Annotated in this window: 10 protein-coding genes; 5 read left to right on the top strand and 5 right to left on the bottom strand. The window is 59.9% G+C overall.

Features of this window, described 5'->3' with window-relative positions:
- Window positions 1–31 precede the first annotated feature (31 nt).
- The 4 genes from EKH79_RS11480 to EKH79_RS11465 are packed head-to-tail and all read left to right on the top strand — an operon-like array spanning window position 32 to window position 4,519.
- Entirely contained in the window at window positions 32–1,507 is a 1,476-nt protein-coding gene (locus tag EKH79_RS11480; protein WP_126673966.1) for a glucoamylase family protein, read from the top strand.
- 59 nt (window positions 1,508–1,566) lie between these two features.
- Window positions 1,567–2,826, top strand: a complete 1,260-nt coding sequence (locus tag EKH79_RS11475) for a sugar ABC transporter substrate-binding protein (RefSeq protein ID WP_425478504.1) — start codon at window positions 1,567–1,569, stop codon at window positions 2,824–2,826.
- A gap of 38 nt (window positions 2,827–2,864) precedes the next feature.
- Window positions 2,865–3,701 carry a carbohydrate ABC transporter permease gene (locus tag EKH79_RS11470; protein WP_126674410.1) on the top strand — a complete coding sequence of 279 codons (837 nt, stop codon included), beginning with the start codon at window positions 2,865–2,867 and terminating at the stop codon, window positions 3,699–3,701.
- The gene (locus tag EKH79_RS11465; RefSeq protein ID WP_199754320.1) at window positions 3,701–4,519 is read left to right on the top strand and encodes a carbohydrate ABC transporter permease; all 819 of its coding nucleotides are present in this window, start codon (window positions 3,701–3,703) and stop codon (window positions 4,517–4,519) included. The genes EKH79_RS11470 and EKH79_RS11465 overlap by 1 nt, the downstream gene beginning before the upstream one ends.
- 54 nt (window positions 4,520–4,573) lie before the next feature.
- Here EKH79_RS11465 and EKH79_RS11460 read toward each other — a convergent pair whose 3' ends face one another.
- Window positions 4,574–5,662 (bottom strand): ABC transporter ATP-binding protein, encoded by a 1,089-nt coding sequence (locus tag EKH79_RS11460; protein ID WP_126673964.1) that lies wholly within the window; start codon window positions 5,660–5,662, stop codon window positions 4,574–4,576.
- Window positions 5,663–5,805: 143 nt separating this feature from the next.
- Here EKH79_RS11460 and EKH79_RS11455 point away from each other — a divergent pair, with 143 nt between their 5' ends.
- Window positions 5,806–7,158: a GH1 family beta-glucosidase gene (locus EKH79_RS11455; RefSeq protein ID WP_126673963.1), complete on the top strand. Its 1,353-nt coding sequence runs from the start codon at window positions 5,806–5,808 to the stop codon at window positions 7,156–7,158.
- On the opposite strand, the gene thrC is transcribed toward EKH79_RS11455, so the two are convergent.
- The 4 genes from thrC to EKH79_RS11435 form a co-directional block, all read right to left on the bottom strand.
- A complete protein-coding gene (gene thrC, locus EKH79_RS11450; protein WP_126673962.1) occupies window positions 7,159–8,493 on the bottom strand; it encodes a threonine synthase in 1,335 nt (444 codons plus the stop codon).
- Entirely contained in the window at window positions 8,490–9,479 is a 990-nt protein-coding gene (locus EKH79_RS11445; protein WP_126673961.1) for a homoserine kinase, read from the bottom strand. The genes thrC and EKH79_RS11445 overlap by 4 nt, the downstream gene beginning before the upstream one ends.
- Window positions 9,476–10,621 carry a homoserine dehydrogenase family protein gene (locus EKH79_RS11440; RefSeq protein WP_126673960.1) on the bottom strand — a complete coding sequence of 382 codons (1,146 nt, stop codon included), beginning with the start codon at window positions 10,619–10,621 and terminating at the stop codon, window positions 9,476–9,478. Before EKH79_RS11440 ends, EKH79_RS11445 begins: the two co-directional genes overlap by 4 nt.
- 489 nt (window positions 10,622–11,110) lie before the next feature.
- The gene (locus tag EKH79_RS11435; protein ID WP_126673959.1) at window positions 11,111–13,144 is read right to left on the bottom strand and encodes a bifunctional 2',3'-cyclic-nucleotide 2'-phosphodiesterase/3'-nucleotidase; all 2,034 of its coding nucleotides are present in this window, start codon (window positions 13,142–13,144) and stop codon (window positions 11,111–11,113) included.
- Window positions 13,145–13,285: the final 141 nt, after the last annotated feature.

Here is a 13,285-nt window from a genome sequence, read left to right as displayed (position 1 = left end):
CGCTATTTCCCTACTTCAAGTCGTCCCCACGATGGTCACTCACGTTTTTCGACATGCATTCACAAGCGTCCTGATTGCTGCGTTGGTCGTCGGCGGTAGCTGGTCGTCGCCAGTACGCGCGCGCACCCAGAACGAAAGTTTCAACACATTGCCTGCAAACCAGCAGGCGATGGTGGCGGATCTGGAAAAGCGCACATTCCATTGGTTCTGGGATAGCGCCAATCCGTCCAATGGTTTGATTCCCGATCATTGGCCGGGAGGCACCGATGACGATCGGTTTTCGAGCATCGCATCCGTGGGCTTTGGGTTGACGGCGTATGGCATCGGTGCGGAGCGCGGTTACATCACGCGCGATCAAGCGATCGATCGCACGCTGACCACCTTGCGCTTCTTCGCCAACGCAGAAGAGGACGATAGCGAGGACAATGCGTCGGGCTATCACGGCTTTTTCTACCACTTCCTCAACGCGCAGACCGGCAAGCGGTTTGTGCGTGCAACCGAGTTGTCCAGTGTCGATACCACGTTGCTGCTGGGCGGCGTGTTGTTTGCGCAGTCCTACTACGACCGCGATACGCCGAAAGAGAAAGAAATCCGCGCGCTGGGTGATGCGATCTACCGGCGTGTCGATTGGACATGGATGCAACCGCGTGCGCCACTCATCAGCATGGGCTGGACGCCTGGCGGAAAGTTCATTCCTTCGGACTGGCAGGGCTATGACGAAGGCATGCTGGTCTACGTCCTGGCAATGGGCTCGCCCACTCACGCAATCGGTGGCGACGGATGGAACGCGTGGACGGCAACCTATCCGCGCGACTGGGGCAGCTTTCAGGGTCAAACCTTCCTGAACTTCGCGCCGTTGTTCGGCCATCAATTCAGCGAGTCGTGGGTCGATTTTCGCGGCATTCGCGACGCATGGAGCCGCGCACACGGCCTGGATTATTTCGAGAATAGCCGTCGCGCCACCTATGCGCAGCGCGCGTATGCCATCGCCAATCCCGCGCACTGGAAAGACTACGGCGCAAACATCTGGGGTTTGACGGCGTGTAACGGTCCGGGCGATTTCACCTTCAAGACCGCCGACGGCAAAACGCGGGAGTTTTTCGGCTATTCGGCACGCGGCGCCGGACTCGACTATATTTCAGACGACGGCACCATCGCGCCCGCAGCGGCCGGTGGCTCCATCGCGTTTGCACCGGAAATCGTGATTCCTGCCCTGCAGGCGATGAAGGAGCAGTATGGCGATTACGTCTACGACAAGTACGGATTTGTTGACGCCTTCGACCCAAGTTTCGACGGCGCTGCCAAGCCGGAACATGGCCGTTACGTCCCCGGCAAGGGCTGGTTCGAAACCATGCAGATTGGTATCGACCAGGGGCCGATCGTGCTGATGATCGAGAACTGGCGCAGCGGACTGGTGTGGCGCGTGATGCGCAAGAATCCCTATATCCGTAAGGGTCTTGAGCGCGCCGGTTTCACGGGTGGATGGTTGAGCCAGGCGACGAACTAGCCATGCGCCAACGCCGCCTGCGAGATGGCCTCATCATGATGTCGCTCTGGGCGTTGGCTATGGCGTGTGTGATGGCGTCGTTGCTGATGGGCTGTACGCATCGCGTTGATCCCAACACGTTGACGTTCTGGACGTTCGGGCGCGAAGGCGAAGCGATCACGCAATTGCTGCCGCAATTCGAACGCGAGAACCCGAACATCCACGTCGTACTGCAGCAGCTGCCATTATCTGCAGCGCATCAGAAGCTGCTCACGGCATTCGCCGGCGATTCCATTCCGGATATGACGCAACTCGGCAACACATGGATGCCCGAGTTCGTCACGTTGAATGCCTTGGAACCGTTGCAAACGCGTGTCGCTCAGTCGGCGGTTGTGAAACCGAGCGACTACTTCACCAGCATCTGGAATACGAATGTTTACGATGGCCGTCTGTACGGCGTGCCGTGGTACGTCGATACGCGTCTGCTCTTCTATCGCAACGACCTTCTGAAACAAGCCGGTTTCGATACGCCGCCTCATGACTGGGCGCAGTGGCGCCGCATGCTTGCCGCGACGAGTCATCCGGATCGTGGCGTCTACGGCATTCTTCTGCCGACCAACGAATACGAGCAACTCATGTCGCTGGCGTTGCAGCAGCCCGATCCGTTGTTGCGCGATGGCGGTCGCTACGGCAACTTCGAAAGTCAGGGCTTCAAGCGCGCATTGGCGTTTTACGTGGATACCTTCCGATTGCACGAAGCACCCGACATTACAAACGTCGAAGCCGGCAATCCGTGGTCGGAATTCGGGAGCGGTGTGTACGACTTTTACTTCTCCGGCCCCTGGAACATCGGTGAATTTCGCAAACGTCTTCCTGCGTCGGAACAGGACGACTGGAACACTGCGCCATTGCCCGGACCCGATGGTCCCGGTGCATCGGTGGCAGGTGGCTCCAGTCTTGTCGTTTTCCGCAACTCCACGCACAAGGACGCGGCGTGGAAATTGATCGAATACCTCTCGCGTCCTGCGGTGCAGGAGCAACTCTACGCACTGCTAGGCGATATGCCGCCGCGCCGCAGCTCCTGGGAAGGCGGCAATCTGCACGACGATCCCAAGGCGTCCGCTTTTCGCGAACAACTCGAAGACGTCAAACCGACGCCGCCCGTTCCCGAGTGGGAGCGCATTGCCAACGAGATGCAACTGGTGGCGGCCGAGGCTGCTGCAGGTGAGTTGACGGTCGATCAGGCGGCTGTAGAGATGGATCGGCGCACCGATCGCATTCTCGAAAAGCGCCGCTGGATTCTCGATCACAATCAGGTTGCGATAGGAGGGCGCCGGTGATTCGTCATGGCGCTGCATGGCTGTTTCTTGCGCCGGCGATGGTGATCCTTGGCGTGTTCTTTCTACTTCCCGTTATTGCCGCGTTGTTTCTCAGCCTCACCGACTACGATCTGTATGCGCTGGCCGATATCCACAACTTGCGATTCATCGCGTTGAATAACTACATCGAGTTGCTGCACAGACCACTTTTCTGGTCCGCACTCGGGCACACGCTTTACTTCGTGGCGGTAGGTGTGCCTTTGTCCATGCTCGTCTCGCTGGGCGCCGCGTTGCTGCTCAATTCGCCGCTCGCACGCTGCAAACCTTTTTTTCGCACGGCATTGTTTGCCCCTGTGGTCACTACCGTGGTCGCGGTCGCCGTGGTCTGGCGTTACCTCTTTAACACCAAGTACGGATTGATCAACGTCGCGCTCAGTTGGGTCGGTATCCATCCGGTCGATTGGCTAGGCGATCCGCATTGGGCGATGCCAGCGATCATTCTTTTCGCGGTGTGGAAGAACTTCGGTTACAACATGATCATCTTTCTCGCGGGTTTGCAGGCGATCCCCGTCGAACTGTATGAGGCGGCGCGCATCGACGGCGCATCGTTCTGGCAGCAGTTCCGTCACATCACGCTGCCCATGCTGGGACCGACCTTGCTGATGGTTGGCATCCTCACTGTATCGGGTTATTTCCAGTTGTTTGCAGAACCGTACGTGATGACGGAAGGCGGCCCGCTGGAAAGTACGACGAGCGTGCTCTACATGATGTACGACGAAGGTTTCAAATGGTGGAACATGGGTTCCGCCTCGGCGATTGCGTTTCTGCTGTTCATCATCATGTTCGTCGTGACGGTTCTTATGCTGCGCCTTGGCCGCCGTGGAGAGGAGGCGTGATGCCGCGCATGGCCAAGGTCATCATTAACGGACTGCTGATCGGCGGCACGATCGTTGCGTTGTTTCCGTTGCTATGGATGCTCTCGGTGTCCTTCATGCAGCCCAGCGCGGCCAGTGCACTGCCGCCGCCGTTACTGCCTGCGCACGCTACTTTCTACAACTACGAGCTGCTCTTCCTGCGTGCGGGTGTAGGCAGTTACTTGCTCAACAGCTTGTTTGTATCAACGGCGATTACCGTGCTGTCGCTGGCCATCAATCTGATGGCCGGTTACGCGTTCGCCAAACTGCGCTTTGCCGGTCGACAACAGTTGTTCAAGACAGTCATCGGGATGCTTGTCATTCCAGCACAGGTCGCCATGTTGCCGTTGTTCCTGATGCTGAAGTACATCGGACTGGTGAACAATTATGGTGGTGTGATCGTGCCCGCCATGTCCACGGCGTTTGGCATTTTCCTGGTTCGCCAGTACGCGCGCGGTATACCCGATGAATTGATGGAGGCCGCGCGCATCGATGGCGCAGGGGAATTCCGCATCTTCGTGCAGATCGTGCTGCCGTTACTTAAGCCGATCATGGTGACCCTGGCGATCTTCACCTTTCTCACCGCGTGGAACGATTTCATGTGGCCGCTAATTGTGCTGACAGGGCAGGGGCATTACACCTTGCCGCTGGGCCTCGCATCGCTGGCGCGCGAACATGCAACCGATACCGAGTTGATGATGGCCGGCTCCGTCGTCACGGTGCTGCCTGTGCTCGTGCTTTTCCTGGCGTTGCAGCGCTATTACCTGGAAGGGCTGCTTATCGGCAGTGTGAAGGGATAGGTACAGATCATGACGATTCGCGCTCTTCGCACGACACCCAGAACGCAACCGTTATCAGATGATGCGTGCGCCGCCTTCAGGATCGAAGAAGTGAATGCGGTCGGAGTCAATGTGAAAAGACAGCTGGCTGCCGGGCGTGACATGTTGCGACGGTGCAACGCGCGAAACGAGTGCCTGATCGCCGAAACGCAGATTGAGAAATACCTCATTGCCAATCGGCTCCACCACTTCGACATCGGCACTCAAGGCCGTCGCATGCGATGTGGGTTGGAGGTCTTCGGGGCGGACACCCACGACGATCTGCCGGCCAAGCCACTGCGCCAGCGTCGTCGGGTTCGTATCCAGGGTGCCAAGCGGCACGGTGCCGTTCGGCATCACCAAGTGCCAGCCATCTTGCTGTTGCAGCGTACCGCGCAACAGGTTCATCGCTGGCGATCCAAGAAATCCCGCCACAAAGAGATTGGCCGGTTTATCGTAAAGATTCATCGGGGTGTCGATCTGCTGAATCTTGCCGCCATCCAGCACCACGATGCGCTGCCCCAGTGTCATGGCCTCGACCTGATCGTGCGTCACATAAATCGTCGTGGTGCCGAGTTGCCGGTGCAGCCGGGCAATCTCCACGCGCATAGACAAGCGCAGCTTCGCATCGAGATTGGACAGCGGCTCGTCGAGCAGAAACACCTTCGGTTCGCGCACCAGCGCACGTCCCAACGCGACGCGCTGACGTTGTCCGCCGGAAAGTGCGGCCGGTACGGCATCGAGCCGATTCTCCAGCTCCAGCAGACGCGCGGCATCGCGCACGCGTCGCTCAATGTCATCCGGCTTCTTGCCGCGCAAGCGCAAACCGAAGCCGAGATTCTCGGCAACAGTCATGTGCGGATACAGCGCGTAATTCTGAAACACCATCGCGATGTCGCGATCTTTCGGCGCAACATCGTTCACCACCTGGCCGCCGATGCTCAGCGTGCCGGACGAAATCGTTTCGAGCCCGGCGATCATACGCAACAACGTCGTCTTGCCGCAGCCGGAAGGCCCCACCAATACCAGCAGCTCACCTTCGGCAATATCGAAGCTGGCATCGTCCACTGCCACATGACCGTTAGGGTAGATCTTGCGCACTCGGTTAAGGCGGACGGTGGCCATCGAAATGCATCGCTCCATGGAATTAATCGCGTCGTGCAACATGCAAAGCATGCTGAAGTACTGCGTTGGGCAACAGTATCAGGTTATTCTCGTTACACACTGTGTTACATCAAGCCGCACTGCGGCATCGAGAGTTTCGCATCATGAGCCGCAGCTATCGTTTCCCCGCGGATTTCGTCTGGGGTGCCGCCACCTCCGCGTACCAGATCGAAGGTTCGCCGCTGGCCGATGGCGCGGGGCCAAGTATCTGGCAGCGTTTCGCACACACGCCCGGCATGATGGCTAATGGCGACACGGGTGACGTCGCCTGCGATCACTACCACCGTTACAAAGACGATGTGCAGCTGATGCGCGCGCTCGGGTTGAAGAGCTATCGCTTCAGTCTCGCCTGGGGGCGTGTATTGCCTGAAGGCACAGGGCGCATCAATCAAAAGGGCTTGGATTTCTATTCGCGTCTGGTCGATGAGTTGCTGGAAAACGGCATTGAGCCGAATGCCACGCTGTTCCATTGGGATTTGCCGGCGGCACTCGACGATCGCGGTGGCTGGTTGAATCGCGATAGCGCCGATTGGTTTGCCGAATACGCCAGCGTTGTCTTCAAGGCACTCGATGGCCGGGTAAAGCTGTGGTCGACGATCAACGAGCCGTGGGTGGTGACCGATGGCGGTTACCTGCACGGTGTGCTGGCCCCGGGGCATCGCAACAAATACGAAGCACCGATTGCCGCGCACAACATCATGCGTGCCAGCGGCGCGGGTATTCAGGCTTATCGCGCGGTCGGAAAACATCAGATCGGTGTCGTCTTCAATATCGAGCCGAAATATCCCGCATCCGATAATCCGAAGGATCTTGCCGCTACGCGGCGCGCGCAGGCATACATGAACGAACAGTTCGCCGACCCTGCGCTGCTTGGGTCTTATCCGCCGGAGCTGAAGGACATTTTCGAGGATGCGTGGCCCGACTTTCCGTCGGACGATTTCTCGCTCACGAAACAGCCGGTCGACTTCGTCGGCATCAACTACTACACGCGCTCGGTTGTGCGGCATGACAGGCGCGCGTACCCGCAGATCGGCAAGCGGGTGTATCAGCGCAACACCACGCATACCGAAACCAGCTGGGAAGTCTACGAAAAGGGCCTGAAAGACACGCTCGTGTGGTTCAAGGATCGCTATGGCGACGTACCGATCTACGTGACCGAAAACGGCGCAGCGTTTTACGATCCGCCTGTGGCCGAAAGCGACATAGTGCAGGATCCTTTACGCATCGATTACCTGCGCAAGCACTTGCGTGCTTTGCATGAGAGCATCGAGGCGGGCGTGAACGTAAAGGGCTATTACGCGTGGTCGCTGCTGGACAACCTGGAGTGGTCGCTAGGCTTTTCCAAACGATTCGGTTTGTACCACGTCGATTTTGCCACGCAGAAACGCACGCCAAAGGCCTCGGCAAAGTTCTACGCAAACGTCATCCAGACGCATGGTGCGTCGCTGGGTGACTGATCAGGTTACGGTAGCGCTCTGCGCCGTACGTTCGAGCAACCACTGACGCAGCGCATGGTCCTCGGCAGATAGCGTTTCTGCACTGGCTGGGCGTTGCAACATCGCTGCGAGTGACGACGGTACGTCGACTGAGTGACCTACCAGCGGCTCGACCACGTTTTCGAATTTGGCGGGATGCGCGGTCGCAACGACGGCCCAGGTTTGTTCGTCACCCGCTGCACGCAACTCATCCACCACATGCATGGCCGTTGCCGTGTGCGGGCAGAACACCTCGTCATGCTCATGCGCATGCATCGCAATGGTGGTGCAGATAGTGCGATCGTCCACGCTTTGTGCAATGAGTTGCGCGCGCAGCGTATCGGGTTGCGGGAATGTCCATTGCAGCCGTTCGAAGTTGCTTGGTGCGCCCACGTCCATGGCGTTGGCAAGCGTTGCGACGGCATGCCGGGGTGAATAGTTCGCACCCGCAAAGAAATCGGGCAGCGTCGCGTTGGCATTGCACGCCAAGCGTATGTGGCCAATCGGCAGGCCCATCTGCCGCGTCCAAACAGCCGCGAGCGCGTTGCCCAGATTGCCCGTCGGCACGACAAAATTCAGCGGTTCACGATGCTCTCTCCACCAGGCCAGCGACGCATGGGCGTAGTAACTCATCTGCGGCAACAGGCGTCCGAGACTGATGCTGTTGGCTGAAGACAATGCCGTTTGGGATTGCAGGCCCGTATCGTTCAAGGCGGCCTTCACCATGCGCTGGCAGTCGTCGAAACGTCCCTGCACACGTAACGCGCGCACGTTGTCGCCGAAGCATTCGAGTTGATGCGCCTGCCGTGGCGAAACGCGGCCATCGGGATAAAGGATCGCCACTTCCACGCCGGGCTGCTGGTGAAATGCGGCGCCAACGGCTGCGCCGGTATCGCCGGAGGTGGCTACCAGGATCGTCAATGGTTGGTCGTTGCCATCACGCAAGCGTCGCAGGCACGCGGCAAGAAAACGTGCGCCAACGTCCTTGAATGCGGCGGTCGGTCCGTGGAAAAGTTCGAGCACGGATGTCTTGGGATGGCGTTGCAAAGGGCGCAACGGAGTGACGAATGTCAGTGCCTCAGCACAGATCGCGGGTAGTTCGCGGGCGAGTTTGTCGCCGGCAAAAAACGGTGCGAGCAACGTCGCTGCGGTATTGGCCAGCGTTCCTTCTGGATCGAAACTGTCCGGATGCAGCGTCGGCAAATGATCGGGCACGTAAAGACCGCCGTCCGGTGCAAGGCCTGCTGCAATCGCTTCGCTTAGCGTCGCGGCGGGGCTTGCGCCACGCGTGCTCGGATACCGTAACGGCACACTCATGCCTGTCGCTCTCCCTCGATGCATGGAATCAACTGTGCGGCCGGCCCTTCGACAGGCGCGACGAGCGTATCGCTATCCAGTCCCACTTCGTTGAACGCGCTGCGCATCGCGTGCGCTGCGGCTTCGGCATCGGCGTGATGTTCGAACCAGCCGAAGACGCTGGGACCGCCGCCGGAAATGCTGGCACCCAATGCGTTGTGGTCCATCGCGGCTTGTTTCACGCGCGCAAAGTTCGGTACGAGCGGTGCGCGGCGCGGTTCCACCAGCACGTCTTTCAAACCTTCGCGTACCAGCTCCGCATCGTTTTGCCAGCAACCGGCGAGCACCAGTGCGAGATTGGCCGATTGCGCGACGAACTCGCTCAACGCGTAATCGCCGGCCAGCGCAGCGCGTGCCTTGCGTGTTTCGAGCACGACATGTGGATGCACCAGTGCGCAATGCCACGTCGGAGGAACGGGGATACGCAACAGCCGGTCGCGCGTCGCAAGCACCAAGCCGCCGAGCAGCATCGGGCCGACGTTATCGCCGTGACGTCCGCCGCTTGCCACGGCTTCGCCTTCCAGCGCGAAGCCATACAGCGATTCGCGCGACAACGGGCGTTCCAGCAAGGCATTCGCTGCCACCAAGGCAGCAACGCAGGAGGCCGCCGAACCACCCATGCCCGAACCGAGCGCAATGCCTTTGTGCAACGTAAGTTCGAAGCCGTGTTGCAAACCGAGCGCCTTGCGCAGTGCCATCAACGCAGCGCCGGCCGTGTTCTGGGCGGCATCCATCGGCAGCACTTCGACGCAACCCTTGATGGCGGCGATGCGCACGGTGGGAGTATCGATGCGATGCACTTCCACCTGATCCGATGCGCCCGCGACGCAGTGCCCGAGAATGTCGAAGCCCACACCGACGTTACCCACGCTGGCATAGGCGACGGCACAAGCAGATAGAAGGCGTTGCGGGGGCATCGTGACCTTTACAGCGAGCGGAGCATTCATGCGCGTACCTCCAGCGATTCGGCAATGCGCAGCAGATCGGCGAAAGCCCCAGCCGCCGTCACTTCCGGGCCGGCGCCGGGGCCTTGCACAAGCAGCGGATTATCGCGGTAACGCTGTGTACGGAATTGCACGATGTTATCCGTAAGGCGCGTGTGCGCGAACGGGTGAGCGGCGGGCAGCACATGCAACTGGACCTTGGCGTGGCCTTCACGGTCCAGGCTGGCGACGTGCCGCAGCACGCCCTGTTCGGTTTGCGCCTTGGCCAGCCAGCCGGCCATGGGGACGTCCATATCTTCCAATCGTTCCATGAATGCCTCCCGCGAGAGGCTCGCCAGCTCCGCCGGCACGAGGCTTTTCACGGCGACGTCCTGCAGGGAAAGAGGCCATCCGGCTTCGCGCGCAAGAATCACCAGCTTGCGCGCGACGTCGATGCCGGAGAGATCATCGCGTGGATCAGGCTCGGTGTAGCCCAGTGCATGTGCTTCACGCACGAGCGAGGAGAACGAACGTTTCCCGTCGTACTGGCAACACAGCCACGCCAGCGTGCCGGAGAACATGCCTTCCACCGACAGCAGCTGATCGCCGGTATCGAGCAGGTCGCGCAGGGTTTGCACCACCGGCAATCCTGCGCACACCGTCGCTTCATAACGAAAACGCCCACCGTGATTGCTGGCTGCGCGAATGGCCTGCCAGCGCGACAGCGGGCCGCTGCTCGCCAGCTTGTTTGGCGTCACGACGTGAAGTCCCGACGCGAGCCATTCGGCGTAGTGCGACGCCACCGCATCGTTCGCGCTGCAATCGATCAGCATCGCGTGATGGCGGTCTTCGCCGCGAATGTAAGCGGCAAATTCATCCAGGTCGGTTGGGCGCCATGTTTGGGCACCATCGTGGCGCGCGTTGAGATCCGGATCATCGCAATCGAGCCACATGCGCCGGCTCGCGGCCACGCCGCGGAGTTTGAGCTCCAGGCCGGTTTCGCGCGCAAGGCGTTCCTGCGCATGACGCAACTGGTTCAGCAGCACGCTGCCGACTCGTCCCGGGCCGATCAACCCCACCGCCAACGTTCGGCGACGCGAACTGGCAGCCTGCAGCGGTGGCAGTCGGTGAGGGTGTTCGGCGATGAGTGATGCACAGCTGTCCATGGTGGCCTCCGTGTGAGGCCCCGTTCTCGCTGGCGGTTCGGGGATATGCCGGCCCGCCTCATCTGAGGGCGGGGCCGTTGCGTATAAAACCTTAGTCGCGCACGTTTACCCACCCAGAGCCGATAGTTCCGGTTCCGGTGGTGGTGGTAATCGTGGTGGTCGTTGTCGTCAAAACGGCAGCGCGCCCGGTGTTGACCGGGGCAAAAAACATGCGTGCTGGCGCGTTACGTGGCGACATGGCTCCGAAGATAGTTGCGATTCCGAGCCAGCGTCAACTGTTCGCTAATGAAACATTGGCATGTCGCTGTTACATCCACCGTCGGTATCTGAACCGGCGGCAGGGGTGCCCCCGCGGCGCTTTATTCGGTCGTCTTGGTGCCGATATCGGGGGATGGCGTGCCGTTTCGGACATGCGGCCATGCTCCGAGGGAGGGCGCGCGGGATGGTATCAGTGCGTCGCTTCCCTCGGAACGGCGTTGCATTACTGCGTCATTGCGAAAGATCGATCGAATAAACCGCGGTGCCATCACCGTTGTCGCGCAGTTGATGGATGTCGTGCAGACCATCGTCTTCGGCGATGGATTGTTTGCCGCTGGCGGATGTGAACACCACCGCGCCATGTGTCTTCAGTCGCGCGAAATGCCACGACGCGTGCGGCAGGTCTTTGGCGTCGAGTGTTGGATGCGCCTTCAACCAATCGGCAAGAATTTCACGCGTGCCATCCGGCGCGGCAAGCACAACGTTGCTGCCATCCAGACCCGGGAAGTGACCACCGCCATTGGCGCGGTAATTGTTCGTCACCACGATGAATGTCTGCGTGGGCGATAGTGGCTTGCCTTGATACGTCAGTTTCACGATGCGCTGACCGACCGGCTTGGACACATCGATGACGTAGGCAATGCCGCCCTGAATCTGATCGAAGTTGTAGCCGACGTATTTGACGTTGATGAGCTGCTGTTCCCCGCTCGCATGCGGATCGATCTGGTTGAAGCGTTCGGCGGATTGTTCCAGCCACGCTTTCACGCCCTGGCCGTCCAGTTTCACCGCGCTAAGCGTGTTCGGATAGAAGTACAAATCGGCTGCGCTGCGTAGCGTAAGCGCGCCGGGCATCACATCGGTGTAATCATCCGGGCCGCCGAATCCGGTGCGGAACGCTGCGGCGGAGGCCAACACCGGTGTGTTGGCGAGTTCGGGATGTGTCGCGGGAAGTTCTTTCCTGGTGTAGTCGATTTGCGCCGCGTTGATGGGTGCCAGCGCGCTCATGTCGCCTTCGTCGGCAAAGTAACTGCTCATGCGCAGCTTGCTCTGACCGATCGGCGTGTTTACATAGTTGATCGCCTGCTGCTGCACGTTGCCGACAACCTGCCCGATCTGCGGATCAGCCGGCGCGCAATTCGATGCAGAAATCGTCGGCTTGCCACCCACCATCATCGGCGGACAGATCGGCCACACCTGGCTGAAGGTTTTCGTCTTGTCGATCACCCAATGATCCTGCTGGCGCACCAGCGCAAGACGAATGACACCGAGGTCCTTGCCGAAGAAGCCACCCATCACGGCGGGAACGCCACGCACGTAGCCGCGCTGATCGTCCACGTCCTGCATGTGCGCAAAGCGCGGCCCGGGGAAGTCGACGTGTTCGTGACCCATCAGCAATACATCGATGCCTGGCACGCCTGCGAGATACCAGCCGCCGTTTTCCATATCGGGCGTGTATGGCGAATTGTTCATGCCGCCATGCAGAATCGCGATAACCAGATCCGGATGCTGCGCCTGAATCTCCGGCATGTATTTCTGTGCGGCTTCCACGACACCGGTGACGGTGACTTTGCCCTGCAGATTCTGCTTGTCCCACTGCATGATCGGCGGCGGCGTGAAACCGATGATGGCGATACGCAGCGGCACGCTCAGCTGACTTCCATCCGGCGTGAATGCCGCGATCTTGCGTTCGATGATCGTCCACGGTTTGAAGATCGGTTTGCCGTCGCGCATGCTGTCGACGTTCGCCAATACCAGCGGGTAACGCGGGCCGGCGCACGGTTGCGTGGTGCCGCCATCGACGTTCATCGGCGTACCCGTCACCTGCGACAGGAACGGCAAGCCGTAATTGAATTCGTGGTTGCCGATGGTGCCGCCATCGTAGCCAATGGCGTCCATCGACTGATAGACCGCAAGTTCTTGCCCGCAACCGATCTTCTGTACTTGCGCCTGGTAATCGGCCAGCACGCTGCCCTGAATGGTGTCGCCCGCGTCGAACAGCAGGCTATTGGTGAACTGGGTACGCGCCTTGCGTATCAGGGTGACCGTGCGTTCGAAGCCCAGCGTCGGATCGGCTTTCTGCTTGTAGTAGTCGTAGCTCAGCAGATTCGAATGGATATCCGTCGTCTCCAGCACCGCCACGTCCGCCCGCAAACCTTCCGGCAGTTTCGGCGCTTGGGCGGTTGCATGCGGCTGTGGCTGGCTGGCGCAACCGGCAAGCAGGACGGCGGAAAGCAGGGCAGTCAGGCGGCGGGAACGTTGGTGCATAGGGCTTCCGTGGCGGGGCGTTAAGAGCATGAACCTAGCAGATATAGGTGACTGTTCGAAGGTTGAGGACCCCTTTTTGACGATAAAAAGGCTCTAAAATGACGCGTCCTTGACACTCACAAGAACGGTGCGCCGCCCCTC

Origin of the sequence: Dyella dinghuensis, from assembly GCF_003977615.1 — a bacterium.
Lineage (GTDB): Bacteria > Pseudomonadota > Gammaproteobacteria > Xanthomonadales > Rhodanobacteraceae > Dyella_B > Dyella_B dinghuensis.
The sequence above is the reverse complement of the archived record's forward strand: the minus strand, read 5'-3'. Positions and strand labels throughout refer to the sequence as shown.